Raw genomic sequence first — 26,071 nt, 5'->3', positions numbered from 1 at the left:
ATGACACATCTGCAGGCGAATTAGTCCGTACTTCTTGCCCCACGCAAAGTTTCGCCATTCCGTATACCAGGCTTTGCATGAGTTTTTGCTGACGCTGACAATCGATTCATTGCCATCTGATATCACATCCTTTGGAGCAGGTGTATTCACTGCTCTTTCATCATACTTCAAAATTCCCCTTTTTTCCATTGAGCCAGTTTCGATAAAAATAGAATAAGACTACTTCCATTTAAACAGAATTTCCATCTATCTAGATTTTTCTTTATCAACTAAAAACCTTTTATAGTATTTTAGAGCATTACTGTACATTTTATTTCCTCTGCTATCTTTATCAATAAATTCCTGAATCGAAAAATATTTAATCGTTAGTGTTTCGAATTCTGTAGGATTATTTAGATTATAAAGAGTTCCAGACAAATGATTATATTTTTTTAAACCTTTAGAAACTGTATTTATTGCTCCTGCGTAACTTCTAATAGTAGATGGTCCCAAACTAGTCGCTTCTTCCATCCAGTTTATAAACTCTTCTTTTCTCATTTCTATCTCCTCAATTTCTTACATTTTTTATTTGCTTCAATCTTCTCTAAATACACTTTAACCTATAATTCTAAATTTTGGTAATTCTATTTTTCTAAGATATATTTTTTCACACAAAAAGAGAGCCTACTGTATTTCAGGCTCTCCCTCTTAAATTAAAAATACCACATTTTCTTATTTTTCAATTGCATCGTCTTCCCGGTACTCGAGCACATCGCCCGGCTGGCAGTCCAGCGCCTTGCAGATGGCGTCGAGAGTCGACAGGCGTACCGCTTTCGCTTTGCCGTTTTTCAGGATCGACAGGTTGGCCATGGTGATGCCCACCCGTTCCGACAGTTCCGTCACACTCATTTTCCGTTTGGCCAGCATCACGTCAATATTGATAATAATCGCCATAGTTGCACCTCACACAGTTAAATCGTTTTCAGATTTGATATCGATGGCATTCTGCAGCAGCTTTTGGAGCACCGCAGCAAAAACCGCAATGACGATCGCTCCGAACGTGATGATCATCCCGAGGCCCCCAAGGCCCGGTGCATCATCCACTTCCGCTGTATACAGGATGATCGGCAAGTTCAGAATGAACAGCACCGTAATGGCCAGCGCACAGTATTTGATGTTCTTCAGCGCCTTTACCGAGCGTTCCGAAAAAGCGATGCCTTTATCAATATACCCGAGAAGCTTCAGTGTTTGGTAGAGCGCTGCAAAATAAGCGATGGCCGATCCGTACAATGTCAGCATGAAAACGTATTTCAAGAATTCCCATTTCGGCAGGATTTCGCCGACGAAACCGGTCATCGGCGGCACCACGAAAATAGAGATGGCAATGGCCGGCAGCGCCATCAGGACGATGACCAGCTTCAAAAAGATTGTTTCCCGTTTCATCAAAAACACCTCACTCGTTTGTTATTACATTGAATTTAGCATATTATTTATCGTAAATCAATAAATAAATGTCGTTTAGCGTAATTTGTTAGCCGAAATTTTAGTTTCTCTCTCCATCCCTGCCCGCTTGATCCCGCGAATGGAAACCTTTACGCGAAGGAAGCGGTCTAGATTAGCAAGAAGAACGTGAAGAATCGGGGTGCGAGATGAAACGATTGGCAATTTGCCTGATGCTGCTCATTTGTTTGGCCGGCTGCATCGGAGAGAACTACGATTTTACGCCGCCAGGCATCACTCTTTCTAGCAGTGCGCCTGTCGAATGGGATAAACTCGCGGAAGCGAACATCGATTGGCTGGGGCCGGAAAATAAACGGATCGATAAAGAAGTGGAGGACTTCTCGGCGTTTGCCGCTAAGCAGCCGGAAATGCGCTTTGCGGCGGGCGAAACGGTGGATCTGCTCTTTGATCACGGCGATTTTGATTTTCAAAGTTTAAGTGTCCGTTTGTGGCATGGCGGCGAAGAAACAGCGGTTGAAGTCGAAGATCTGGCATTTACTTTGCCTGATACAACGGGCGATTACTTAATCGAAGTGAACCTCCGGACCGACCGCGGAAGCGCGCAGTATGCCGGGAAACTGTCGATTTATGACTAACATCCAAAAAGAAACGCCTGACAGCAATGTGTCAGGCGTTTTCATACAAATTTTATTTTCACTCGAATCACTCTTCCGGGAAATCCAAAATCTTAATCGTCTTGAATCCCAGTATAATTTTAAAGTTAAGGCCCCAGTTGGCGGTGATGATTTCCAGGTCGGCATCTGTGACAGCAAACTGGAGGACGATGTCGTTCTCGTAGTCAATGACGACATAGGCATTGGCGTTTGAAAAAATCTTATAGGATTTGTGTGCAATGAATGTCCAGCCGTGCTTTAAACCATGGCTCTTGTTTCCCATCCCGTCACCCCTTTTCGTTTGTTATGGAATATGGAAACATTTTTGTCCAGCTAAAAAATCAAATTGAAATCGCAGCTGTTTTATATGCATCATCAATCAATGCAAAGATATAGGCAGAATTCATGGATTTTGCAGCTACTTCTTTGCTGATTCCTTTTGCTCCATTTTTTCGGATTTCATAATAATCGAAGATCGATTCAAAATCACCGAAAGTAATACGTCTTTCATTCTTCAGACTTACACTCGGCGTATTTGTTTTGGCATTAGCGACTATAATGTAATCAGCATTTCTTGATACAGAAAACCATTTAGGTATTCGTTTATTTTGCGGCGTTGTAGGGATTTCAAATGACCTGCTGTTTGCCTTCGTTAAAATGTACTGCCAAGTCTCACTCGGATTCATCTATGAAACCCCTCCTATGTTTCAGAATAATCTTATTATAATTGAAAACATTAGAAGATGTAAGAGCGCTTTCATTTGTCCAGATTCAAAAACAGACAGCATGGATACACTGTCTGTTGTCAAAGATTCTATTTCTTACGGCAAGATTGCAAACGAACGCACCGGAAAGCCGGAAGCTTTGTCTGCTTTCGGGACGATATTGAAAATTACGGCCCCTTTCGCCGGCAGCTGGTCGAGATTCGCGAGCAGCTCGACTTGATACGTGTCTTGGTCAAGTACATAATATTCTCCGAGTAAAGCACCGTTTTTGCGATAGTCGATGGCGGAGTCAGTGTCGAAGGTTTCATGGCCGACTGCCCGTACGCCCCGTTGTTCAAAAAGGAATTTCAATGCGTCAACGGACCAGCCGGGTGCATGGCTATTGCCTTCTTCGTCTTTATTGTCGAAGGCTTCCTTGTCCGGCCAGCGTTTGCTCCAATCCGTGCGCAGCGCGACGAACGTGTCGGCTTCGATTTTGCCGTGTTCGGCTTCGAACGCTTCAATGCCATCAACCCCTAACGTATAGTCAGGGTCTGCTTCTGCTTCTTTCGATTTGTCGATGACGACGAGTGGAAGAACGAGTTCCTTCAGCCCCAGTTCGTGAAGATAGCGGGCATCGCGGACAAAATGGATTGGTGCATCAAGATGCGTTCCGTATTGCCCGGGAAATGTAAAGCGCTGGGCAAAGAAGCCGTCGTCGTGATTGAAAAGCGTATCGAATTTTGCATCTTCAAATGCTGAGAAATGTGGCGAGTCGGGTCCGAACGCGTGAGTCAAGTCGACCCAGGTCTTCTGTTTCAGCAAATTGATGGCTTCGATCGTTTCGAGTGTTTTGATGGGCATGGTAGATTCCTCCTTGGGGTTTGTGGATAGAGGGCAACTAAAAACCCTCTTCCTGGATTAAGAAGAGGGTTTGGCAGATGAAGGTCAAAGTTCTCTTCTTATCTTCAAGCTTGAACGCTTTTGGAATTAGCACAGTACTTTGCAGTCTGTTGCTGAGGCTTCATAGGGCCAAATCCCTCCACCTCTCTTGATAAGAAAGTATATTCAATTAGTTATCCATAATCCTACAATCGGCCAAGTGAAAAGTCAATCTATTTCGAATTCTTTTTAAGCGCGAATCCATTTCCAGATTTCGCCCGGTGTTGCGTTCTTGCCGTACATGAGAATTCCGGTCTTGAAAACTTTTCCGGCAAGCTTCATGAAGACCCAGACACTGATGGCAAGAATGGCGACAGCGATGCCGATTTCCACCCATGGCCATTCTTCAAGGAGCGATAGGCGCAAGATCAAGACTCCCGGTGATGTGAACGGGATGTAGCTTCCGAGCTGTGCCCAGAATCCGCTCGGGTCGCTGAATACCGGACCGATGAACAGGAACGGACTGAACGGCAGCATCATGACAAGGCCCTGGAAGTTTCCGGCGGTCGAGATGTCGGCCATGGTGGCGCCGATGCCGACAAACAGTGCAGCATACAAGAGATAGCCGAGCACTGCAATCAACAGCAAGACGGCCAGTTCCGGCACGAGCAAGTATTCCATGATTGGCATATCAATTTTCCACAGCAGCACCGGCAGGATGATCGTGATATAGACGATCAGCTGGATAATGCCGAGGACGAAATAGCCAATGATCTTGCCTTGCATCAAATCAGCCGGCGTCAAAGACGACAAGATGATTTCGGCGATTTTGTCTTTCTTCTCCTGAGACGCGCTTTGGAAAATCGCCATACCCGTGAAGACGATCGACAGCATGACGACAGCGGCGAAAGCGCCTGGAATGATTCGTTCGAGCATCCCTTCGCTGAACAGTCCGCCTTCTTCCGCTTCAACGGAAGCGTCTTCAAAGACGATGCCCTGCGCGACCATTCCCGCTTCTTCCGGCGTCAATCCAAGCTGTTCGATCTGCATCATCTGCAGCGGACCGCTCAGCACTTGGACTTCCTCCATGAAACCGGAATCGGTCTCTTCGTTTGTATAGACCGTGACTTTGCCGTTTTCAACCGACTGTTCGTTGATAAAGACGTATGCGGCATCTTCTTCTTCTGCTTCAAGCGCCGCTTCCGCTTCCGATTCGGCGATTTGCGTTTCTTCCAGCTGCCATTCGGTTGAAGCTGCAGCGGCTTCCAATTGTTCGTAGACTCCAAGCTCGTCGTTGACGTAGACTTTCGTTGCGGCCGGTTCGTCGTCTGAACGGAACAGGTCCGGCAGCAAGAAGAAGGCCAGGAAAATGATTGGTGTCAGAAACAAGCCGATGATGAACGATTTGCTTTTCATATTGCGTTTGATTTCCCATTTGGCGACTTTCATCGTGTTACGCATGTGCTTCACCCGCTTCCTTCAAAAGATTCTTGTCAGTGGCGATGTCGATGAAGATTTCGTGCAGCGAGATGCGGTCGATCGACAGTTCTTGGATGTCTAGTTCCGCCGGCAGATTCTTCAGCCAGACGGCCGGCTGTACATTCCGTGACAGATACAGCACCGCGATTTCCCCGTTCTGTTCGACCCGCTCCACTTCCGGCAAGCCTTCGAGCAGGCTCCGGCTGTTCACGCCGTTGATCGTGCATTTGAAATTGGCGTATTCCCTTTTCACTTCGCTGAGCGTCCCGTAGATTACTTTCGTTCCACGATGGATTAAAAACAGACGGTCAGCCATTTCTTCGACCAGATTCATCTGGTGCGAAGACAAGAGAATTGCTGTGCCTCCTTCAGCGAGCGAGCGAATCTCTTCCTTGAACAGCTCCTGGCTGACCGGGTCAAGCCCTGAAAACGGCTCATCGAGGATCAGAAGCTCCGGTTCATGGAGAATCGATGCGATAAACTGCACTTTCTGGCCCATCCCTTTTGACAGTTCTTCCACGGCGACTTTGTCTTTTCCTTCAAGCCCGAACTTTTTTAAATACTCGAGTGCGCGTTCTTTTGCGCGGTTTTTCGGATAGTCTTTCAACTCTGCGAGATACAGGAGGATGTCCATGACGTTGACGTTTTTATAAAGACCGCGCTCTTCCGGCAAATAGCCGATTTTATTGCGCGGGATTTCTTTATTTTTGCTGTTGTGGAATGTGATTGACCCCGCGTCCGGGTACATGATGCCCATGATGTTGCGGATCGTCGTCGATTTGCCGGCCCCGTTCGGTCCGAGCAGCGCCATGATTTCCCCTTTTTTCACTTCAAATGAGATGTTTCGGATGATCTGTTTGTCTTTGAATGATTTGCCTAAACCTTCTACGGCGAGCATCGTCTCCATGTTCTTCATCCTTTCGGGATTGTTATTTCAGCAGCAGGCTGATGATGTCTTCCAATTCCAGTGCTTGGTCATCGAGGACCTGTATGTTTTGCGCCACGATAAACTGTTCTGTTGCGTCAGGGTTCTCGCTGATCAGCTGGCGCCCATCACGGGAAAGTTCTCCCGGCACCGCTCCATCCGGCATTTCCGTGAGCCAGTAGCGGCGGTAGCTCGCAACCAGTCGGTCTTTTTCATACAGGCCGACGCCTTGTCCGTCTTGCATGAGAAACAGGTAATCTGCGAGTTTCCGCAAATCGTCCGCCTGATGCGTCGTCAAGACGACGGCACGGTCTTCCGGCTCCATCCAATCGACCAGCAAATCCATGAACTGCTTTTTTGACGGGATGTCGAGCGATGCGGTCGGCTCGTCTAAGATCAAAATATCCGTTTTGCGCGGCAAAGCGAGTGCTAAGCTGAGCTTCTGCTGCATGCCGGGCGATAATTTGCCGAAGCGCTTATCGAGCGGGATATCAAAGAGCCGGATGATGTGTTCAAAAAGCTTGTCGTCCCATTTCAAATACAGCGGTGCAATCAGGTTTTTCAATTCATTTCCGGTATAGGCGTTCCAGCCGACCTGTTTTTGCGGCTGAAACGTGATGTGCCGTTTCCAGCTTTCGTCTCCGCCGTCAACCGGTTTGCCGAGGATGCGAATTGCTCCTCCGTCCATGCTGGCGAGGTTCATTAGCAGCTTCAGCAATGTGCTTTTGCCGGAGCCGTTGTTCCCGACGAGTGCTGTGATGGTGCCCGCTTCGATTTCAAGGTTTACCGGACCCAGCTGAAAATCGTCCACTTTCTTTCTGGCGTCTTTTATTTCGATCCATGCTGGCATCTGTCATTCCCCTTTTCCGAGTTTTTCCAGAATCTCTTCAAAAACCGCTTTGATTTCACCGGCCGTGTAATCGTAGTCCATGGCATTTTGGATGGCCCGCTCGAATTCCGCCCGGACCGAAGCCGTCATCGTTTCTTCTTTCACGGTTCCTTGGATTTCTTTTACGAACGTCCCTTTGCCGTGGGCTGTTTCGATAAAGCCCTGCGCTTCCAAGTCCTGATAGGCGCGGCGTATCGTGATGACGCTGATTTCCAGGTCTTTCGACAGCGCCCGGATCGAAGGAAGCGGCGTTCCGGCAGCGAGATGGCCGCCTGCAATCAAGGCTTTCAGCTGCTTTTCAATTTGATGGTAAATGGGTTCACGAGAATCTTTGGATAAACGTATCGGCAGCAAACTCCAGTCCCCCTCTCACAGGTAATCCGTTTTCTTGATCATTTTCCGCATATCCGCCTGCCAGTATTTCCAGCCGGCGACACTCAAGGCAATCGCTGCAATTACGGATAGCCATGTCCAGTCCGTTGCCAGTGTCATGGTCCAGCTCACAAAGCCGTTGCCCGCGAACCAGTAAATCAGTCCGTAGACAGCTGAGATGCCGGCAATCATGTAAATGAACGACTTTACGATTGCGCGTGTTTTAAAATTGCCGCCTGCTTCACTTGCGGCCATGATGAAGCCGACCGCAATCGACAGCGCGAACCAGATCAGCACGAAAGCGATATAAGTGACCGGTGTCATCAGGTTCCTGAAATTCTCCGACATCAGCGGCAAACTGATCAGCAAAAGCAGCTGAAACGGAAACGAACAAACGGCATGGACGACAAATCGGCTTTTGATGATGACATCTTTTGGGATGGGAAGCTGCTGCAGCATGACGATCGACGGCGCTGTCCATAAATCCCCGTCCAGCTTCTGCATCTGGAATTCCTTGCTCTTCATCCAAGCTGGGAACAGGAAGAAAATCACCAAGAACAAGAGATCAAAAAACTGAAACTCACCATCTAGGTAAAGGTCAAACGTTGCCATGACGATCAGCGCCATGGCGATATAGAAAACAAAAATCGTGATCAAACTTTTCATCGAGGCTTTCAGTTCAAAAGCTGCCAGCCGAGAAGCCTGTTTCCATTCACTCATTTATAAACACTCCTTTTTAACTGTTATACTGTTTATACTCATATACACAGTAACAAATCTTTTTGGGAACTGTCAACAGATTGTATAAAATAGTTTGAAAACTTATTAGGTACCATAAAACCCTCCAGAAATGAGACTTTTTCCTGGAGGCTTCGTTTATTCAACTATGGAAAGCTGCGATATTGTTTGTAAAATATCCACCCGCCTCCAAAAAGAAGTTTCGTATGCATACTTACTCTTCTTGTATAATTTGCTAATATGCTAAAAGAATAAAATAAATTTCCAAAAACACGACTTTTGATTTTTGATTGCGTCTAACAAGTAGAAAGATAAATTAGGGGGCGAGATTCCTTGGCCAACGAAAGAAAAGTCGAAATCACTGAGTGGTATCAACAGCACGCTGACTCGGTCTTCAGGTATATCTTACTGATGGTCCGCGATCATCAACAAGCGGAAGATTTAACACAAGAAACGTTTATCAAAGCATTCCGGTCTTATGACAGCTTTGAACGAAAAGCAAAACCGAAAACCTGGCTTTTTCGGATTGCACATAATGTCACTATTGATTTTATTCGAAAGCAAAAGCCTTTGGAGCTCTTAAAAGAGCTCGTGCTGCTCGGGAAAAACGCGAACTCGGCACCTGAAGGCATCGTAGAGATCAAGGAGAATTCCACCGAACTTTATGATGCCTTAGGCCAGCTGAAAGCCCCGTACCGGGAAGTCATTGTCTTGAGGAAAATAAGGGAGTTCAATATCCAGGAGACTGGCGAAATTTTAAATTGGTCAGAGAGCAAAGTAAAAAACACGCTTTCCCGTGCCCTTTCCGCATTGGAAAAACAGTTGAACAAGGAGGGAATCATCCATGAAAAAAACTGATGGGACTCAAACTGCATTAGACAATCAGTTGAAACAATTGGATCAGGATATCATTTGGAGCCAGAACCAAAAAACAAGACTGCACTCCCAAATTTTATCGAACCTGGATAAGCAGGAATCTAGAATCCGATTATTCAATGGCTTGAAATTCACCTCCAGTCTCGTACTGTGCTCGATTCTTTTAGTAGCCGGAATTCTTTTCCTTTCGCAAAGCATTCTTCAAGAAGATAGCGGAGGCACGACGGGAAATAATGCGGAGGAAGAACCAGCCTTATCAGGAAGTGAAGCGGTAGACGCCGAAACGAGCAAAGAAACCATTCAAGCCGTTATTGAAAAAGAATTCAGCGGGCCAGACGAGGCATACATTGCCTTATCAGAAGCTGCTATGGAAGCTCAAAGTAATGCCACAACTCAAGAAGAGTTCGATGCGCTCCAGGAAACACCGGTATGGAAAAATTATATGGACTATATGACGGAGACGTATGCCTCTTATTTCACAGAAAATGGCTTTGATAAATTTTTAAATGCCACGCCTGCTTTTATGTACAGTGGTTTTGATGGCAACTACGACCTAACAGCTTCGGAGATTAAAATCAGCCAGAACGAACACAATCTGAAAATGTATCAATTCACTTTCCAAGTGGACTACAAAAACGCCAATGGCGAAGTGCAACCGTATTCGTTCGAGGGTGAAGCCCTCGCCTCTGAAGAAGGAAAAATTGAAAAGCTGCAATTTCTAGATAGGGATGGCTTGCTTACAGCCATAAACGAAGATATTTATTGAATGAACATCCTCTTTATGTTCACAAAAAATGCACAAAGGGAAAAATTGCCCTTTGTGCATTTTCGTGATATAACTTTAACGTAACTTTTAAAGAGGTGACGAAATGGCAGAAAGCAGTTTGCGCGATAAAAAGAAAATAGCGACGCGGAAAGCATTGGCTGAAGCAGCCTTTACCCTCGCAATCGAGCGCGGAGTCGATGGTTTTGTAGTGGAAGACATTGTTTCGAAGGCCGGCTATTCCCGCCGGACATTCGCCAATTACTTTTCCTGCAAAGAAGAAGCGATTGCGAATTCCTTGAGCCTGGATGATTACTTTCAGCCGGAAGGCCCGTTCGAATTTTCTCCGAAGGACCATACGCCCTTGGGCACCATTGAGATTTTCATCCGGCGCAGTTTCACGATCAACAAACTGAAGCGGTTGAATCAGCTGATTTCCCTGTCACAGACCCATCCGGCGCTCCGGCTCTATGTGACCGGCGCATTAAAGGAAATGCAGGATTTTGCCGTCAGCGGCATCAGCGAGGAATACGGCAGCGATTACCCGGAGGAATATTACCCCATCCTGATAGGCGCTGTGTTTGGCGCACTCTTGCCCGTTCTCGATGAGAGATTCGATGTAAATCTGCCGGATGGCGAAGAACAAAGCGAAACCAGCAATGAGTTCAATGACTACATGGATACCGTCTTTACTCATTTGCGAAAAGGATTCAATTGAACTAACCAAACCAAGAAAGAACGGAGTTGCACACGTGTCGAGATTTTTTTACAGCATCGGAAAAACAGCTTACAGCAAGCCTTGGCTTTTCATTGCTGGCTGGCTGCTCATTTTAGGAATCATCATCACCGCCATCGTAACGAATGGCGTGAGCACAAGCAGTGAAACTAGAATTGACGGGACCGCCGCACAGGACGTGCTGGACGAGCTCGCAGAAGAATACCCGGCAGCCTCAGGCGGCCAGGGCAGCTACCTTTTTGAAGTGCCTGAAGGACAGGCCATCGACGACCCTGCAAACGCACAGGCGCTGGCCATGGCGGTCAACGAAATTTACGGATTGGACCATGTCGTGAATCCGATGGAGATGCTTCAGGACCCGGAAGCCATGGCGCAGATGCAGGAATTGCAGGGCATGTTGAGTCAGCTGCAGACGCCTGAAGCCGCTCACCGTCCCCTCGTCATCCAGGATATGCCGGTTCCCGGTGTCCAGATTTCCGAGGACGGAACCATTGCGTTATTCCAGTTCCAACTGACGAAAACCGTGGAAGATTTAAGCGAAGCGGAACGCGAAGAGCTGGGTGATGCAGCGGATATCGCTGAAGAAGGCTCTTCCATCACGGTCATCCCGACCGGAACGCTGCAAGGGGTCGATATTCCGATCGGCGGCACGCACGAAATCATCGGCTTGGCAATCGCCGGCATCATTCTTGTTGTCACACTCGGCTCATTGATCGCTGCCGGTTTGCCGCTCGTCGTCGCTTTGATCGGGGTCGGCGTCGGTGTCGGCGGCACGTTCGCATTGTCGAATCTGTTCGAGATCAACAGTTTGACTCCGGTACTGGCCCTTATGATCGGGTTAGCCGTCGGAATCGACTATGCCTTGTTCATCGTTAACCGCCAGCGCAATCTGATCATGTCGAAGAACCTAACCGCAAAAGAAGCAGCGGCACGGGCAACCGGTACAGCAGGCAGCGCAGTCTTCTTTGCCGGCCTGACGGTCATCATCGCGCTCAGCGGATTATTGGTCATCGGAATCGGCTTCCTAAGCAGCATGGCGCTTGTCGCTGCACTGACCGTTTTGATCGACGTACTTGTCGCTTTGACGCTCCTTCCGGCATTGCTCGGATTGATCGGCGAACGAATCGTTTCGAAGAAAACAAGAAACAAACAACAGACAGCAGCCTCTTCCAAACCAAGCTTTGCGCAAGGATGGATCACCGGCCTTCTGAAAGCTAAATGGGTAGCGGTTTTGCTGGTCATTGCAGTTCTTGGAACGCTCGCGGTTCCGGTTGCACAGATGAACCTGGGCATGCCGTCCGGCGCCAGCTCCAACAAAGATACGCCGGCGAGACAAAGCTATGACATTATTTCAGACAGCTTCGGAGAAGGCTTTAACGGACCGCTCCTCGTCGTTGCCAAAGATAAAGACGCAAATCCGGTGGATCCGCAGGAATATTTCCAGCTGCTGTCCAACATTTCACAGCAGGAAGCCATAGCGGAAGTCTCCCCGGGCGGATTTAGCGAAGACGGCACCATTGCCATCATCTCCATCATTCCGAAAAACGGTCCGACGGATGAAGCAACCAAAGAATTGGTTGAAGACCTGCGGACAGATGCAGCGACTACTGAAAACACGAACACGGAAATCGGCGTGACCGGATTGACGGCCATCAATATCGACATTTCCGAGAAACTGGCCGAAGTGTTCCCGATCTATATTGCGATCATCGTCGTCTTGTCCCTCGTGATCTTGCTTGTCGTCTTCCGCTCGATCCTTATCCCGATCAAAGCGACAGCAGGCTTCCTGCTCAGCATCATGGCGACATTCGGTGCAACGACTGCCGTGTTCCAGTGGGGCTGGCTCGGTTCCATATTCGGAATCGATACGGGCGGCCCGCTCTTGAGCTTTATCCCGATTATGGTGACAGGCATTCTGTACGGCCTCGCCATGGACTATCAAGTATTCCTTGTCTCTTCCATGCGTGAAGCTTATATCCATGGCGAAAAAGGCAACCACGCCATCGTCAACGGCTACAAGACCGCAAGCAAAGTGGTCGTGGCTGCGGCCTTGATCATGGTTTCGGTGTTCTCCGGCTTCATTTTCACGGACGACATCATGATCAAACAGATCGGCTTCGCCTTGGCCTTCGGCATTCTGGTCGATGCCTTCCTGATTCGGATGATTTTCGTGCCGGCTGTCATGTCGATGTTCGGCGACAAAATCTGGTGGCTGCCGAAATGGCTTGATAAGATTTTGCCGGACCTGGATATTGAAGGAGAAAAACTGCTCCAGGAACTGGAACAGGAAGAAAAAGCGAAAACGAATACCGTTCAAGAAAATCTCCTATAAAGAACTTTCAAGCTGCCGGAAAATTTCCCGGCAGTTTTTTTGGCAGCGGCCGTCCGTTTAACTTTTTGGGGAGGGTGGTATGGTTAAAAATGTAATACATATTCTAAAAATGGAAAAAATATGACGGAATAAGGGGTGCACGAATGAAAAAGTTTAAAGGGGCAATCGGGCTGCTGGCCTTAACGCTGTTCTTAGCTGCATGCGGCGGAGAAGAGGCATCGACCCGGACATTTGAAATGGAGAATAACGGCATCGTAACGACGATGGTCTACACCACAGAAGGCGACAAAGTGACAAAGCAATCGACGGAAAACCTGATTCAGTATGATTTAGCCGGAATCGAATCGAAAGATCAGGCACGGGAGCTGTTTGATCCGTTGATCGGGGAATTCCAAGGCATCGAAGGCATCACGCATCAAATGGAATATGAGGAAGATCAGGCAGTGGAAACAATGGAAATCGATTATGAAACAGTCGATTTTGACGAAATCGAAAATTTGCCGGGGATGTCTTTCAGCGATGACCCGAAAGACAACGGCGTCAGCATGGAAAAATCCCTTGAAATCCTGGAAAGCCAAGGCTTTAAAGAAGTGGAATAACAAACTGGACTCGGCAAACAAAATAGGAAGAGCAAAAGCAGTGTTTGGGCTTTTTCTCTTCCTATTTTTCAGTTCTGCTAAATCGGTCTCCCGAACCAGCCTGATCCTACTTTTCCCAAATCAAGTCAGCGCGCTTTAGAACGGACTCCCATGAATCTTCGCCTTCTGTTATATCTTCTATGTCGTAATGAGCGTAATAAACTGCATCAACTTTTTCGCTTTCGACAATGTTAAAAGTGTATCCATTTTCGTTAGACGTTTTCTCGGTGTTGATCAAGTTGCGGCTTGGTCCGTCCACCATGGTTTTCGTATAGTAGATAAAGCTGACATTTTTGCTTTCCCCGTCCACTTCAAGGAGCATTGGGTGGGTTTCATAAACTGTCGCATAGCTCTTGCCGTAGTAACGGGCAACCAATTCGCCGCCTTCGCCTTCGATTTGAACGAGATCCCCCGAATACGGAATGACGCTTTCATAATACAACGCGTATGAAAATACCCCTGCTAAGAGAATGGCGGTAGTTAACACGGAAGCCAGGGAAATCATCCATTTTTTATTGCGCCATTTTCTGTGGATGGTTTGGAGCGGTGCAGCATTGTTTTCCGCTGGCAGGATCAGGTCGCGCTTCATCGACTCAAGTTCCTGTTGGCAGCTTAGGCAATGCTGCAAATGGTCTTCCACCATTTCTTTTGTATCCGGGCCGATTACCTCGTCGACATAGAGAGGCAGTATATCTTGGATGATTGTGCATTTAACTTCTTTCACGGTCCATCTCCTCCATGTATTTTCTAATTTGTTTTCGGGCTCTGTGAAAAGTCACGCGCGCCCAGCCTGCACTTTTCCCAAATAGAATTCCGATTTTCTCAAATGGCAGTTCGCCGAACGTCCGCAAGGAAAACACTTCTTTGTACGGCTCTTCCATCGTGTGAAGAAATTGATGGACGATAAACGCATCGTCCTTATCCATTAAGTGCTTCACTATGTGAATTCCTGTGCTTGGTTCTTCGATTCCTTCTAAGTCGGTTTGCCTTTTCTGGTTTTTGTAATGCGAAAAGTATGTATTTTTAGCAATAGCAAAAAGCCATGCCCGAATATCCTGGGATCCATCAAACCGTTCAATAGTCTTTAAGGTCTTAAAAAAAGTCTCTTGCGTCATTTCTTCCGCCACTTTTTCATTGCGGCTGAATGATCGGATGTACAAAAAAACTTCTTTAAAATAGCGGCGATAGATTTCCTCAAAGTCCATCCCCTTTTCACCTCCTCGTTTATACAACTCCCGAATCCGGATTTTGTTACAACTTTTTTATCTTTTTTTGAATCGCTTCATTTCGGTGGAATAAAAGAATCCGCAAAAAAAAGAGTCGGCCCTTATGAGCGACTCCTTTCTTCTTTGCGTTTTTTCCTATGTACATACCGCCAACTGTAATAGATCACCCAACCAAGCAAAACAATGAATGCGCCAAAATATTGGTATCGGTAGTCCATATACCAGACGACCAAAAGAGCTGCAATTATGCACGGCAGCATGATATAGCACCATGCCCGAAATTCGATGTTCCGGAAACTCATTTCAAATCGTTCACCCATCTTGTTCACCCCGCTTTGATGAAAAACGCCTAACCATCGAAACAGTTAGGCGTTTGTTTATTTATCCTGATTTGCTTCTTCGGTGTCCCGGACGTTCTTCTGCACCGTGACGACTGCGAATAAACTCAAGACGAACGAAATGCCGTAAAAGCCTTTTTCGCTCAAAATGATGCTTCCCGCATTGAACAGGCCGATTGCCATGAGGGCAATTGCGGCAATCAGCGCAAACCAGCTGATGCCATAATACAGGTTCGTGACCCGGATGCCTTCATCACGGTCCCGGACCGCCTTCTGGAGCGATACGGCCGAATAGAGCCCGAGGATCAATAACGCAATGTAATAGCCTTTTTCGTTCAGCTCCATCGAGGCATTGTATAAGCCAATCAAATACGAGGACGCACCGATCAGCAAAGCCCCCCACGCAGCCCCTTTAAAAGCGCCTGTCGGTTCGCCGAGGCGGCGCGGCTCTCTTGGCTTTTCTCTTACTAACTCTTCTTCTTTATCCCCTAGCATGTCCAGAACCCCTTTCGTTTGCAGCAGATTGGTTGTGATATTGGAAAAATCCAGCAATCTATTTTCTCTTCTACCATTTTCTCCCCTGTGAATAGCTCCATTTTATCACAGTTAGACAATTCAAATAACTATCCATTCAAGAATATTTTCGTCAGCGTCTGCTCATTCGCTCTTCCGGTTTTCCGTGCGCAAATCCTGTTGCAGCAGCTTCAAAAGCACAAGTGCAGATACCGGGATCAAGAAATCCCGGCTGCTTGCAGAACTCGGAAACCAGTAATGGTCGAACACAATAGTGCCGGTTAACATCAGGAGAAAGAGCACACTGACGGTCGTGAACGCAGGCTTGCTAATCGATATGTGCTTCTTCCGCAACTCGGCAATGAGGTACACAACCATGAAAGCGACCATCAGCAAACGTGTGGCTATTAGAAAATCATAGCCCCAGTAGAACGTAGCGAGCAAAAACACAAGAACCGCGACATTCAATAAAATCGAAAAAGCGTTTTGTATCATGGAACTCCCCTTTTCTCGCTTCTCTTTCTTTTATTATAGAGTATTTTACAGAATTCTCCTTTTTATTTCTTACAAAAAAAAGAAGGAAAGCCAAGCTTTCCTCCTCGCATCCAAATCGATTGAATTTACGTCGTCTTATCCAATTCTTTCGCTTTTTTGTGGTATTTCGAATATACCAGGATAAACGCGATGCCCCAACCTAGCAGCAGCCAGGGCATGCCGAATCTCATCAAGGCAAAAGGCGTTTCGAAAAGAAAAGCGGACAGAAATTCGCTTCCTTCCTTCTCCCATAGCCCCGGAGTCAAATAGGCGCCTTTTAAACTCTTCGAATAGGAGCCATTGTTCAAAACCGAAAAGGCGATGACCAAGAGAACGAAGCCAATCGAACCGTAATACTCGAGCAGCCGGCGCAGATATGCTTTTTGCGATGTGTGGTCTGAAAACAGTTCGTCTCTTCCATCAGCCGGTTTGAGCCAGTAGTGCAGCCAGTTGCCGCCGAGGTGCTGCCAGCCGTAGTCTTCATACAACTCGATGTAGCGTTTTTTAGCATCGCTTGTCCGAAACGTCGGGTAGTCAATGCGGATGACTTGTTCTGCAGAAGCCGTTTTTTCGAAATCGTAGATTCCCCAGGCGCTGACGTGCTTGCACAACCATCCTTTTTTCACCATGCCGTTCAACCAATCTTCTTCTTTTTGAATATCCATGAATAATTTAAACTTTTTCATGATGCGGTCTCCCTTCATAAAGAGAAAGAATATGCTGCAGCCGTGCTTGTTCAATCGCCAAAATCTCCATGCCTTCATCCGTAATCCGGTAGACTTTTCGTCTCGAGTCTTCCCCAGGCAAAAGTTCGATCAATTGGTATTTCAACAGATTTTCAATTGCCCCGTACAACGTGCCAGCCGCAATTCGGACCTGCCCATTGCTCATCTCTTCCACTTCTTGCATAATGGCATATCCGTGAAGGGGTTCTCTGACGGCCAATAAAATATAATGCATCGTTTCCGTTAACGGAAGCAGTTTATGCCTTTTCATTTTCCCATCTCCTATACAGTTTAACTATATAGTTTCATTATATACAGTTAAACTATATAGGTCAACTGTATATAAAAAAGACCCTCAAAAAGAGGGCCTTCTGCAAGTGAAAATCTTTTATTTTTCCCGCGGCAAACTGAAAAATCCATGCATTTCACTGTATTGATGCGCAATGCGGCCGAGCGGCTTCAATTTGTCGAGGTCGACTTTGTAATTGCCGAGGTAGTATTCGTCCTTGATGTGATAGTGGACAACTTTCCCGAGGATGAGATGGTCGCTGCCGAGTTCGATGATGCGGTCGAGTTCCAGCTCGAACGAAATCGGCGCTTCCCCGACACGCGGAACGGAAACCGACGTGCTCGCAACCGGCGTCACGCCAGCCGCTGCAAACTCATCCACATCCTTCGGAAAGTTTTTGGCGCTTTCGTGCATTTCATTGGCGAGGTCCATATTGACGAGGTTGATGACGTATTGCTTTTGCTGCCGGATATTCTCAAGCGTATCTTTGACCGTGCCCAGGCGTTCGCCAACTCCCGGCCCGATGGAGATGCACAGCATCGGCGGATTTCTTGAGGCCACGGTAAAGAAGCTGAACGGTGCGAGGTTCAGCTCCCCTTCTGCATCCATACTGGAAACCCAGGCAATCGGCCGCGGAACGACCGAACCTGACATCAGTTTATAGGCTTGCTGCGTATCAATTTTTCGTAAGTCGACATCCATTTGAATTCCTCCCAGACCAATCTTTCGTTGCAATCAATTATCTAGCCGCATTTCTTTTTTAACAATGGACATGGCGGTTATTAATAACGCTACCACTACTGCCAGCATTCCTGCAAGAAACAGCCAGCCGAATGTAAAAGTCCCTGTTTTATCAACGATATAGCCAAATAGTGGCGGTCCGACGATGACGCCCCATGAGCCGAGTGTCAGACTGAAGCCGCTCGCAATTCCCGCGCGCTCGATCGGCACCAGTTCTGTCGCCGCGTTCATCCAGATGCCATTAAAGCCGGAAATGCAGAAACCGAACAGAATTGTAATCGGCACCATCACCCAAAACGGGGTGCCGACTGGAAGCTGGCTGATTGCGATGGACAGGAGTATCGATATAGCGGCGATAATGACCAAGACGATGATTCGCTTCCCTTTAAAAAGATTATCACTGATCATTCCCCAAGCAACCCGGCCAAACGACCCGCTGACTTCTGAAATGACCAGCAGCATTCCCGCAAGGACCAGCGAAATTCCGATATGTTCATAAGCGAACAAGACAATATATGTGTTTAAAATGAGCTGGCTGCCGCTTAATCCCATTGCTGCAATGCTGACGAGCAGAAGCGGCTTCTCTTTGAACATTTGAAGGATTGAAGCAAATAGCCTTGCCGGCTTCTCACTAGTTACCCCATTTTTTTCAGGAGGATCGTGATAGAAACGGTAGGCAAGCAGTCCAGTGAAGATCAATAATCCACAGGCCATGAGTAAAACTGGCCGCCAGCCCCAAGCAACCGCTGCTGGCAACATCAGTAGCGCTGCAAGTGCCGAGCCAAGGGTGACGCCCATCTGTTTAATCCCCATCGCTGTTCCCCGCTTTTCTGAAAACCAGTGAAGAATGCCTTTATTCGATGTCGGATGCATCGTTCCATAGCCCATTCCGCCGAGCACCACCATGAACAGTACAATCGCATACAGTGAAGTAACTGTCATCAGGATAAAAGATAAGCCGAGGCACAGAGACAAAAGAAAGAGCAGCTTTTTTGAACCGATCCGGTCGACGATAAAGCCGGCCGGAATCGATACGAAAGACTGCCCTAAAAATAATGCTGCCGGAAGCATGCCAATCTGCGCTTTTGTTAAACTCAGGTCTTCTCCGATCAGCACTCCGAGCGGCGCAAGGCTTCTGCCGACGAAAGCCACCATGATTTGGGCAATCAGCAGCCAGGTCAGCATGCGCCACGGGTTGATATTCACTATTGAGTTATTTTGTAAAATGGTTTTATCCATGTAAGTTCATCTCTTTTACTGACATAAAGCAAGGGGCTGCCCTGTTTTATGCCAAGTCGATTTTCTTCAGTTCTTCTTTTTCCTCTTCTGTCGCTTCAACTGTCACTAGGTACGAACCAGCGACTGCAATCAAGAAGTTCGCAGCAAGCCCGATGACGCCGCCATGGATGCCAAATACCGTTTTATGTCCGGTCCAAGTCAGGACGCCCGCAATCACTGCCCCTGCAAGCATTCCCCAGAACACCGGCTGCGCAGCCATGCGTTTCCAGTAAAGCCCTAAGACAAATGCCGGGAATACTTGAACGAGCAATTCGAATTTCAGGACAAAAATTTCATACAGGGTCGCCGGCGGATACCAGGCAATCCATAAAAGCACACCGACAGCAAGGACGCCGGTCACTTTTCCGACCATCACTTTTTTGCGCTCCGGGGCGTTCGGATTGATGAAGCGGCTGTAGATATCATTGGAAACAATCGATGAAAAGCTCAGCAGCACAGAATCGGCTGTTGATACAATAGCGGCAACAATTGCCCCGAAGAAGATGATCATCACCCAATAGAAGAAGCCGTTGATGCCGGCAATTTCATTGGCCATCAGCCCGACTAATTGTTCCGATCCCGCTTCGTTCAAATTCGGAATCAGTGCAATCCCTAAAATCCCGATGACAAATACCAAGCCTGTCGTAATCGGCGGCATCCAAGCCATGCGTGAGAATGAACGCTTCAATGTACGCTCACTTTCTGCCGCGAAGATCCGCTGGACTGCATGCGGATAAATGGCAGCGCCAAATCCGACCAGGAGAATCATACTTAGCCAGTTGACGGAAGTCATCATTTCCGGCACGCCGAGCTTCGCCGGTTCCGTATTCGCTATAAATTCCGTGGCGGAAGTGAAGTTCCCTCCGACAAGGTAGAGCGCACCCCCGAGGAACACCACAATCCCGACCATCAGCACCAAACCTTGCATGACATCTGTGAAAGCAACCGCTTTCATGCCGCCGAGCCATTCATAGATCAGCATGACAAGGACGAAAGCAATAACAGCCACTTGATAAGGAATCGTGCCTCCAGTTAAACTTGAAGCCGCTTGGCCAATGGCCACCAGCTGTTCAAGCAAGTAGTTGCCAAGCCCCCATAGCATCAGCAGAACTGCCAGAATCGTTACCGCTTTCGATTTGAAACGGTAAGTGATCCAGTCAGCCGGTGTAATGAAGTTGAGTTTTTTCGATACGACATAAAGCCGCGGTGCAAACAATAAATAAACACCGATAATAATCGTCATAAACGTAATGGACTGCAGCCAGGCAAAACCGGTGCGATAAGCCGTTGGCGCATAGCCGATAATTGTATTTCCGCTATATTGCGTCGCATACAAAGTGAAGAACAATGCAACAAACCCAAGATTTTTCCCAGCCAGGTAATAATTGCTCATGCTGTCATGAAGCGTCTTATCGCCTCGGCCGGAGAAATACCCGATGACCAGCATAATGACGGCATAGGCAGATAAAATCAAAACTCCATCTATGCCCGCAAAGGTTAAATCAGTCATTCAGCTTCCCCCCTTTTCTCTGCCTCTTCGGCGTCTTCCACAATATTCCACTGCTTCAGTGTCGCCCAGCTCAAGTAGCCGCATAAAAGCAGTGAAAATCCAATAATGATCCATGCCCAGTACGGAATCCCCAAAATCAGGGGTTCATACGATCCAGCCGGCATATACCAAGGGACATTGCCCAGCACGATCAAGACCAATACAATCCAGATCCATTTTTTGCGGATCGGCTCTTTGATTGATTTATTGTCCATATAAAAGCTCCTTTTTGTAAATGCTGTTATTTTTGCTGCTCAGTAGACCGGCCGCTTGTCACCTTGAATAATAAATTTTATGAGTGCGTTCAAAATCAGCGATTTGGGTTTCAAATTGGATAGTCGCTGAGATTTCGTCCAAACCTTTCAGTAGCATTTCACGCCTGTATTCATCCACTTCGAATTCTCTCTCATAGCCTTGGCTGTCCATGATCCGCTGCTGCTCCAGATTTATGGTCAGCTGATAGCCTGGATCTTCAGCCGTCTTGCTGAAAAGCTCTTCTACCTCTTCTGCTGGCAGCTGCAGCGGAAGAATCCCATTCTTAAAGCAATTGTTATAGAAGATATCTGCAAATGACGGCGCAATGATCACCCGAAAACCAAAATCCTCGATCGCCCACGGAGCATGTTCACGGGAAGAACCGCAGCCGAAATTTTCACGCGTCAAGAGAACACTCGCGTTACGATAGGGTTCCTGGTTCAATAGAAACTCCGGATTTTCCTGTTCTTCACTCGTGTAGCGCCAGTCATAAAACAGGAACTCTCCATAGCCGCTCCTTTCAATGCGCTTCAGGAATTGCTTCGGAATGATGGCATCGGTGTCAATATTGGCACGGTCAAGCGGAGCCACTATGCCTTGATGGGTTTTAAAAGCTTCCATAGGTTACACACCCTCCCCGATTTTGATCGGCCATTGCCGGACGTCCACAAAACGGCCTTCGATGGCCGCAGCTGCCGCCATGGACGGACTGACCAAATGCGATTTTGAATCTCTTCCCTGCCGCCCTTCGAAATTACGGTTCGATGTCGACGCGATGCGGTCGCCGGGCTTTGCAATATCCGGATTCATCCCAAGGCACATGCTGCACCCTGCTTCGCGCCATTCAAATCCAGCATCGGTAAAGATTTTCGCGAGCCCTTCCGATTCCGCCTGCTGCTTCACAGACTGGGAACCCGGAACCACCAGCGCTCGAACCCCGTCTGCCACTTGATAGCCGTTCACGACTTTCGCCGCTTCTCTGAGATCCTGGATTCGGCCATTCGTACAGGAGCCGATAAAGACCGTATTGATTTCGATGTCTTTGATCGCCGTTCCTGGAGCCAGGTCCATATAAGCAAGGGCGCTTTCCACCATTCGGCGCTTTTCTTCCGGCACTTCCTCCGGCCCTGGAACCGCGGCGTTCACGCTTGCTACTAGCCCTGGATTGGTTCCCCAAGTGACTTGCGGCTCAATCACCGAACAATCAAAGTCGACGATCCGGTCAAACTGAGCATCTTTATCGCTCTTAAGTTCTCTCCAGTCTTCCAGTGCCTCCTGCCATTCTTCGCCTCTAGGCGCGTATTCTTTCCCTTCCAAATACTTGAAAGTCGTTTCGTCCGGTGCTATCAGCCCGGCTCTGGCCCCAATTTCAATGGACATATTGCAGACCGTCATCCGTTCTTCCATCGTTAAGTTGCGAATCGCTTCTCCCCGATATTCCAGCACATAGCCCGTAGCAAAATCATGTCCGTACTGTCCAATTAATGCGAGGATCAAATCTTTCGCTGTCACCCCGATCGGCAGTTCTCCGTTAAAATTGACCGCCATTGTCTTCGATTTGTATTGCTTCAACGTCTGGGTCGCAAGCACATGCTCGACTTCGCTCGTGCCGATGCCAAAAGCAAGCGTTCCGAAAGCCCCGTGGGTCGCCGTATGGCTGTCTCCGCAGACTATGGTCTGGCCCGGCTGCGTCAAGCCCAACTCCGGTGCGATGATATGGACAATCCCTTGTTTTGTGCTAAAGAGATCGAAAAGTTCGATGCCGAAAACCTGGCAGTTTTTCCGCAAGGCTTCCACTTGCTTTGCGGCAATTTCATCTTCAAACGGAAGGCTGCGGTCTGTTGTTGGAATTGCATGGTCCATTGTTGCCAGCGTCCGGTCGGGCCGGCGCACTTGGCGGTTTGCGAGCCGCAAGCCATCAAAGGCCTGCGGCGATGTCACTTCATGAATCAGGTGAAGATCGATGTAAATGATGTCCGGCTGATCTTCCTGCTCCACTACAATATGGCGGTCCCAAATTTTCTCATAAAGCGTTTTGCCCATAACGGCTCCCTTCTTTCACTTAAATGATTTGGTTATCCCTTAATTCTTTCAATTTATCTTCATCGAAATTCAGGAGTTTTCCGTAAACGGCTGCATTGTCTTTGCCAATGGTTTCTGCCCCGACATGCTGGACTTTCCCCGGCGTCCGGCTGAGCTTCGGAACGACGCCCGGCATTGGGAATTCACCGAGAACCGGGTGCTCTGTTTTGATGATCATGTCCCGTGCTGCATAATGCGGATCTTCGACGATGTCTTTAGCCGAATAAATGCGGCCAGATGGCACACCTTTTTCACTAAGCAGTTCAAGCACCTCTGCGGTATCCTGCGTCTTCGTCCAATCTTCGATCAATTGATCCAATTCCGTCATGTGTTCGCTTCGCGCGTGATGCGTGCGGTAGCGCGGGTCTTCGAATAGCTCCGGACGCCCCATCGCTTCACATAGACGTTTGAAGACGCCGTCTGCATTGGCCCCGATGACGATATACGTTCCTTCTTTCGTCAAATAAATATTCGAAGGGGCAACGCCTGGCAAGATATTGCCCATGCGTTCACGCACATAGCCGGCTAAAAGATAATCCGGCACCGTACTTTCCATAACCGAGAAAACCGATTCGTAAATGGCTGTGTCAACCATTTGCCCTTTTCCGGAGAAATGGCGCTCATTCAATGCGGTCAGCGTTCCGATCGTCGCAAACAGCGCAGCAAGTGTATCACCGATTGATACACCGATTCGCGAAGGCGCACGGTCTGGGAAGCCCGTCACGTGGCGTATGCCGCCCATCGCTTCCCCGACGCTCCCGAATCCTGCCCGTTTGCGGTATGGACCCGTTTGGCCATAGCCGGAAGTTCTGGTCATAATAATTTTCGGATTGATTTCGGATAGTGTTTCATAGGAAAGATTCCACTTTTCCATCGTTCCTGGCCGGAAATTTTCGATGATGATATCTGCTTCCTTGACCAATTCCTTAAAAATCTCCTGCCCTTCTTCTGTCCGGAGATTCAACGTCACAGATTTCTTGTTGCGGGATTGAATCGGCCACCATAGCCCTTCCCCATCTTTTTGCTGGCCCCATTGCCTCATTGGGTCCGCTTTGTCCGGTGCTTCAATCTTAATAATTTCAGCACCGAAATCGCCGAGCATCCGGCCGGTGAAAGGTCCGGCCAGCAGCGTCCCTAGCTCAAGGACGCGAATCCCTTCTAATGGTGTTCTTTCCTGCTTTTCATCCAAAGTGGCGGTTCCCAGATTCGCATTTTCATACACGGCTTCTTCGTTTTCAATTTTCATTTATTGCACCTCCAGGTTTAGTTCAATAAGTGGAAACGCTTTCTCAATTATTTAGAAAGCAGAACATTTTTTTAATTGCCTGTCTCTTCTATAAATCGAAGACCCTTGAAATTTAATTTTTCAAACAATTAGCAATTGATAAAAAAATATCACACTGTATACAATGAGTCAACACGTTTTCTAATATTTATTAAGAATTCCTCTAATTCCATTGAATTTATAACCAATTTTTAAAATTTAAAATAATTCATTTGATTTAAAATATCCTATTGTATACAATAAATTCGAGGTGAAGGAATTATGAATCCATATAACGCCATCAAAAATGCCATTATTATTGGCGAATATGAGCCTGGAACACGCTTGACGGAAGAAGCTTTAGCCGAATCGCTTCAAGTAAGCCGCACCCCGATCCGTGATGCCATCAAACAATTGGAATCCGACGGCCTGATCATCCCCTATAAACGAAGAGGCTATATCGTCAAGGAATTTTCTATTAAGGATATTCGTCAAATCTATAATCTCCGCGCATTGCTCGAAAGCCACGGGGCCAGCGAAGCTGCACTGAACCGCACCGATGAGGAACTTGAACGGATGCGCGAAAAAAATACAGCTTATGAACAAGCCATCACCAAACTTGAGCGATCCGATATTGAAACCATTAAGAATATCCAGCAAGCGAATCAGGATTTCCATGAAGAAATCTTCAAAGCTGCCAAAAATGAACACTTGAGAGCCCATATTGCCAAGCTTGTCGTGGTGCCTATTATTTTCCGTTCATTTTATTGGTATAACGAACGGCAATTACTGCGTTCACTGGAAGTCCATAAAACGATTCTAAAAGCCATTGAAAACCAGGAGCCGGAACGGGCAAAAATCGCGATGCAGGAACATATTTACCAGGGACGCGATGACGTTCTCATCCAATTGAACAAACCGCAAATCCATCTATGGAAAGGGGAAGCAATAAATGATTGAAATCTGTGAAGTCGGGCCCCGTGATGGCCTGCAAAATGAAAAAAAGCCGATCAGCACCGACCAGAAAGTGGAAATGATTACGCGCCTCATTGATGCGGGCATCAAGAAAATCGAAGCCGTATCTTTTGTAAATCCGAAAGTCGTCCCGCAAATGGCCGATGCGGAGGAAGTGATGAAACGGGTTCCTCGTGTAGATGGCGTGAAGTATGCAGGCTTGATCCTCAATTATTCCGGTATGGAACGGGCAATGAAAACCGATGTAGACATCTTTCATATCGTCACCACTACGAGCGACGCGTTCAATTTGAAGAACGCCCGAAAAACCGTCGATCAAAATGTCGCCGAGCATATTACAGTGATCCAGGAAGCAGTCGCTGCGAAAAAGCCTGTCACCGGTGTTCTCGGAACAGCATTTGGCTGCCCCTATTCAGGAGAAGTGCCAGTCGACCGTGTACTCGAAATTTCTGAAGCCTTCGTGAAAGCTGGCGCTTCCGAAATTGTTCTGGCGGATACGACAGGGCTTGCCAATCCCGTTCAGGTCGCAGAAGTCGTCAATCGCTTCCAACGCCATTACGGAGACGACATCAAACTCGGCCTCCATTTCCATAACACAAGAGGGCTCGGGCTCGCAAATGTCCTAGCAGGCTACCAGGCTGGAATCCGCCGCTTCGACTCCTCTATCGCGGGGCTCGGTGGCTGTCCTTTCGCTCCGAAAGCGGTCGGGAACGTTTGTACGGAAGACATGGTCAATATGTTTGCCGGCATGGGTGTTGAAACCGGTACAGACCTTCAAAAATTGGTTGAAACCGCACTTTGGATGGAAGAACAGATGGAAAAACGATTGGATGGCATGGTGATGAAAGTCTAGCCATTATTTACATGCATTAAAA

General features: G+C 47.6%; 33 protein-coding genes and 1 riboswitch. Of the genes, 8 read left to right on the top strand and 25 right to left on the bottom strand.

Features of this window, described 5'->3' with window-relative positions:
* Nucleotides 1-246: 246 nt before the first annotated feature.
* The 3 genes from BN1080_RS01865 to BN1080_RS01855 all read right to left on the bottom strand — a co-directional run bounded on the left by BN1080_RS01865 (nucleotide 247) and on the right by BN1080_RS01855 (nucleotide 1,425).
* Nucleotides 247-537, bottom strand: a complete 291-nt coding sequence (locus tag BN1080_RS01865) for a hypothetical protein (protein ID WP_052650000.1) — start codon at nucleotides 535-537, stop codon at nucleotides 247-249.
* A gap of 174 nt (nucleotides 538-711) precedes the next feature.
* The gene (locus BN1080_RS01860; RefSeq protein WP_052649998.1) at nucleotides 712-933 is read right to left on the bottom strand and encodes a helix-turn-helix domain-containing protein; all 222 of its coding nucleotides are present in this window, start codon (nucleotides 931-933) and stop codon (nucleotides 712-714) included.
* Between the two features lie 9 nt (nucleotides 934-942).
* The gene (locus tag BN1080_RS01855; RefSeq protein ID WP_052649996.1) at nucleotides 943-1,425 is read right to left on the bottom strand and encodes a DUF2975 domain-containing protein; all 483 of its coding nucleotides are present in this window, start codon (nucleotides 1,423-1,425) and stop codon (nucleotides 943-945) included.
* 203 nt (nucleotides 1,426-1,628) lie between these two features.
* On the opposite strand from BN1080_RS01855, the gene BN1080_RS01850 reads away from it, so the two are divergent.
* Complete coding sequence (locus tag BN1080_RS01850; protein WP_052649994.1) at nucleotides 1,629-2,075, top strand: hypothetical protein; 447 nt, start codon at nucleotides 1,629-1,631, stop codon at nucleotides 2,073-2,075.
* 67 nt (nucleotides 2,076-2,142) lie between these two features.
* On the opposite strand, the gene BN1080_RS01845 is transcribed toward BN1080_RS01850, so the two are convergent.
* The 8 genes from BN1080_RS01845 to BN1080_RS01810 form a co-directional block, all read right to left on the bottom strand.
* Nucleotides 2,143-2,376, bottom strand: a complete 234-nt coding sequence (locus BN1080_RS01845; RefSeq protein WP_052649992.1) for a hypothetical protein — start codon at nucleotides 2,374-2,376, stop codon at nucleotides 2,143-2,145.
* A 58-nt stretch (nucleotides 2,377-2,434) separates the two neighbouring features.
* A complete protein-coding gene (locus BN1080_RS01840; RefSeq protein WP_052649990.1) occupies nucleotides 2,435-2,779 on the bottom strand; it encodes a hypothetical protein in 345 nt (114 codons plus the stop codon).
* Between the two features lie 135 nt (nucleotides 2,780-2,914).
* Entirely contained in the window at nucleotides 2,915-3,661 is a 747-nt protein-coding gene (locus tag BN1080_RS01835; RefSeq protein ID WP_052649988.1) for a cyclase family protein, read from the bottom strand.
* 95 nt (nucleotides 3,662-3,756) lie between these two features.
* A riboswitch (SAM riboswitch) is annotated at nucleotides 3,757-3,858 on the bottom strand.
* Between the two features lie 70 nt (nucleotides 3,859-3,928).
* Complete coding sequence (locus BN1080_RS01830) at nucleotides 3,929-5,140, bottom strand: ABC transporter permease (RefSeq protein WP_052649986.1); 1,212 nt, start codon at nucleotides 5,138-5,140, stop codon at nucleotides 3,929-3,931.
* Nucleotides 5,133-6,065 carry an ABC transporter ATP-binding protein gene (locus tag BN1080_RS01825; protein WP_052649984.1) on the bottom strand — a complete coding sequence of 311 codons (933 nt, stop codon included), beginning with the start codon at nucleotides 6,063-6,065 and terminating at the stop codon, nucleotides 5,133-5,135. The genes BN1080_RS01830 and BN1080_RS01825 overlap by 8 nt, the downstream gene beginning before the upstream one ends.
* A 22-nt stretch (nucleotides 6,066-6,087) precedes the next feature.
* A complete protein-coding gene (locus BN1080_RS01820) occupies nucleotides 6,088-6,933 on the bottom strand; it encodes an ABC transporter ATP-binding protein (RefSeq protein WP_052649982.1) in 846 nt (281 codons plus the stop codon).
* A gap of 3 nt (nucleotides 6,934-6,936) precedes the next feature.
* Nucleotides 6,937-7,326: a GntR family transcriptional regulator gene (locus BN1080_RS01815; protein WP_052649980.1), complete on the bottom strand. Its 390-nt coding sequence runs from the start codon at nucleotides 7,324-7,326 to the stop codon at nucleotides 6,937-6,939.
* Nucleotides 7,327-7,341: 15 nt separating this feature from the next.
* Nucleotides 7,342-8,064 carry a hypothetical protein gene (locus BN1080_RS01810; protein WP_052649978.1) on the bottom strand — a complete coding sequence of 241 codons (723 nt, stop codon included), beginning with the start codon at nucleotides 8,062-8,064 and terminating at the stop codon, nucleotides 7,342-7,344.
* Between the two features lie 351 nt (nucleotides 8,065-8,415).
* Between BN1080_RS01810 and BN1080_RS01805 the strand changes: the two genes are divergently transcribed.
* From BN1080_RS01805 to BN1080_RS01785, 5 genes are all read left to right on the top strand, one after another.
* The gene (locus tag BN1080_RS01805) at nucleotides 8,416-8,940 is read left to right on the top strand and encodes an RNA polymerase sigma factor (RefSeq protein ID WP_052649976.1); all 525 of its coding nucleotides are present in this window, start codon (nucleotides 8,416-8,418) and stop codon (nucleotides 8,938-8,940) included.
* Nucleotides 8,927-9,724, top strand: coding sequence for a hypothetical protein (locus BN1080_RS01800; RefSeq protein WP_052649974.1), 798 nt, complete (start codon nucleotides 8,927-8,929; stop codon nucleotides 9,722-9,724). Before BN1080_RS01805 ends, BN1080_RS01800 begins: the two co-directional genes overlap by 14 nt.
* A gap of 103 nt (nucleotides 9,725-9,827) precedes the next feature.
* Nucleotides 9,828-10,439 (top strand): TetR/AcrR family transcriptional regulator, encoded by a 612-nt coding sequence (locus BN1080_RS01795; RefSeq protein ID WP_052649972.1) that lies wholly within the window; start codon nucleotides 9,828-9,830, stop codon nucleotides 10,437-10,439.
* A gap of 34 nt (nucleotides 10,440-10,473) precedes the next feature.
* On the top strand, nucleotides 10,474-12,789 hold the full coding sequence (locus BN1080_RS01790; protein WP_052649970.1) for an MMPL family transporter: 2,316 nt from the start codon (nucleotides 10,474-10,476) through the stop codon (nucleotides 12,787-12,789).
* Between the two features lie 143 nt (nucleotides 12,790-12,932).
* Nucleotides 12,933-13,388, top strand: coding sequence for a YehR family lipoprotein (locus tag BN1080_RS01785; RefSeq protein WP_052649968.1), 456 nt, complete (start codon nucleotides 12,933-12,935; stop codon nucleotides 13,386-13,388).
* A gap of 106 nt (nucleotides 13,389-13,494) precedes the next feature.
* Here BN1080_RS01785 and BN1080_RS01780 read toward each other — a convergent pair whose 3' ends face one another.
* From BN1080_RS01780 to BN1080_RS01720, 14 genes are all read right to left on the bottom strand, one after another.
* Nucleotides 13,495-14,151 carry a zf-HC2 domain-containing protein gene (locus BN1080_RS01780; protein WP_052649966.1) on the bottom strand — a complete coding sequence of 219 codons (657 nt, stop codon included), beginning with the start codon at nucleotides 14,149-14,151 and terminating at the stop codon, nucleotides 13,495-13,497.
* Nucleotides 14,138-14,632 carry an RNA polymerase sigma factor gene (locus BN1080_RS01775; protein ID WP_052649964.1) on the bottom strand — a complete coding sequence of 165 codons (495 nt, stop codon included), beginning with the start codon at nucleotides 14,630-14,632 and terminating at the stop codon, nucleotides 14,138-14,140. The genes BN1080_RS01780 and BN1080_RS01775 overlap by 14 nt, the downstream gene beginning before the upstream one ends.
* 122 nt (nucleotides 14,633-14,754) lie before the next feature.
* Nucleotides 14,755-14,973, bottom strand: coding sequence for a hypothetical protein (locus tag BN1080_RS17130; protein ID WP_199876574.1), 219 nt, complete (start codon nucleotides 14,971-14,973; stop codon nucleotides 14,755-14,757).
* 57 nt (nucleotides 14,974-15,030) lie between these two features.
* The gene (yiaA, locus tag BN1080_RS01770; protein WP_052654320.1) at nucleotides 15,031-15,486 is read right to left on the bottom strand and encodes an inner membrane protein YiaA; all 456 of its coding nucleotides are present in this window, start codon (nucleotides 15,484-15,486) and stop codon (nucleotides 15,031-15,033) included.
* Nucleotides 15,487-15,648: 162 nt separating this feature from the next.
* Nucleotides 15,649-15,999 (bottom strand): hypothetical protein, encoded by a 351-nt coding sequence (locus BN1080_RS01765; RefSeq protein ID WP_052649962.1) that lies wholly within the window; start codon nucleotides 15,997-15,999, stop codon nucleotides 15,649-15,651.
* A 125-nt stretch (nucleotides 16,000-16,124) separates the two neighbouring features.
* Entirely contained in the window at nucleotides 16,125-16,724 is a 600-nt protein-coding gene (locus BN1080_RS01760; protein WP_052649960.1) for a DUF2812 domain-containing protein, read from the bottom strand.
* Entirely contained in the window at nucleotides 16,711-17,034 is a 324-nt protein-coding gene (locus tag BN1080_RS01755; protein WP_052649958.1) for a PadR family transcriptional regulator, read from the bottom strand. The genes BN1080_RS01760 and BN1080_RS01755 overlap by 14 nt, the downstream gene beginning before the upstream one ends.
* Nucleotides 17,035-17,151: 117 nt before the next feature.
* Nucleotides 17,152-17,754, bottom strand: a complete 603-nt coding sequence (locus tag BN1080_RS01750; RefSeq protein WP_052649956.1) for a flavin reductase family protein — start codon at nucleotides 17,752-17,754, stop codon at nucleotides 17,152-17,154.
* 33 nt (nucleotides 17,755-17,787) lie between these two features.
* Nucleotides 17,788-19,032 (bottom strand): MFS transporter, encoded by a 1,245-nt coding sequence (locus BN1080_RS01745; protein WP_052649954.1) that lies wholly within the window; start codon nucleotides 19,030-19,032, stop codon nucleotides 17,788-17,790.
* Between the two features lie 46 nt (nucleotides 19,033-19,078).
* Nucleotides 19,079-20,581, bottom strand: a complete 1,503-nt coding sequence (locus BN1080_RS01740) for a sodium:solute symporter family protein (protein WP_052649953.1) — start codon at nucleotides 20,579-20,581, stop codon at nucleotides 19,079-19,081.
* Nucleotides 20,578-20,835 carry a hypothetical protein gene (locus BN1080_RS01735; RefSeq protein ID WP_052649951.1) on the bottom strand — a complete coding sequence of 86 codons (258 nt, stop codon included), beginning with the start codon at nucleotides 20,833-20,835 and terminating at the stop codon, nucleotides 20,578-20,580. Before BN1080_RS01735 ends, BN1080_RS01740 begins: the two co-directional genes overlap by 4 nt.
* A 58-nt stretch (nucleotides 20,836-20,893) precedes the next feature.
* Complete coding sequence (gene leuD, locus BN1080_RS01730) at nucleotides 20,894-21,496, bottom strand: 3-isopropylmalate dehydratase small subunit (protein WP_052649949.1); 603 nt, start codon at nucleotides 21,494-21,496, stop codon at nucleotides 20,894-20,896.
* A gap of 3 nt (nucleotides 21,497-21,499) precedes the next feature.
* Nucleotides 21,500-22,918 (bottom strand): 3-isopropylmalate dehydratase large subunit, encoded by a 1,419-nt coding sequence (gene leuC / locus BN1080_RS01725; protein ID WP_052649947.1) that lies wholly within the window; start codon nucleotides 22,916-22,918, stop codon nucleotides 21,500-21,502.
* Between the two features lie 19 nt (nucleotides 22,919-22,937).
* Nucleotides 22,938-24,146, bottom strand: coding sequence for a CaiB/BaiF CoA transferase family protein (locus BN1080_RS01720; protein ID WP_052654318.1), 1,209 nt, complete (start codon nucleotides 24,144-24,146; stop codon nucleotides 22,938-22,940).
* Between the two features lie 357 nt (nucleotides 24,147-24,503).
* On the opposite strand from BN1080_RS01720, the gene BN1080_RS01715 reads away from it, so the two are divergent.
* Nucleotides 24,504-25,181, top strand: a complete 678-nt coding sequence (locus BN1080_RS01715; RefSeq protein ID WP_052649945.1) for a GntR family transcriptional regulator — start codon at nucleotides 24,504-24,506, stop codon at nucleotides 25,179-25,181.
* Nucleotides 25,174-26,049: a hydroxymethylglutaryl-CoA lyase gene (locus tag BN1080_RS01710; RefSeq protein WP_052649943.1), complete on the top strand. Its 876-nt coding sequence runs from the start codon at nucleotides 25,174-25,176 to the stop codon at nucleotides 26,047-26,049. Before BN1080_RS01715 ends, BN1080_RS01710 begins: the two co-directional genes overlap by 8 nt.
* Nucleotides 26,050-26,071 lie beyond the last annotated feature (22 nt).

The sequence above is a fragment of the Planococcus massiliensis genome (genome assembly GCF_000821325.1).
Lineage (GTDB): Bacteria > Bacillota > Bacilli > Bacillales_A > Planococcaceae > Planococcus > Planococcus ruber.
Note: the sequence above shows the minus strand (reverse complement) of the source record. Positions and strands in the feature narration are given on the sequence as shown.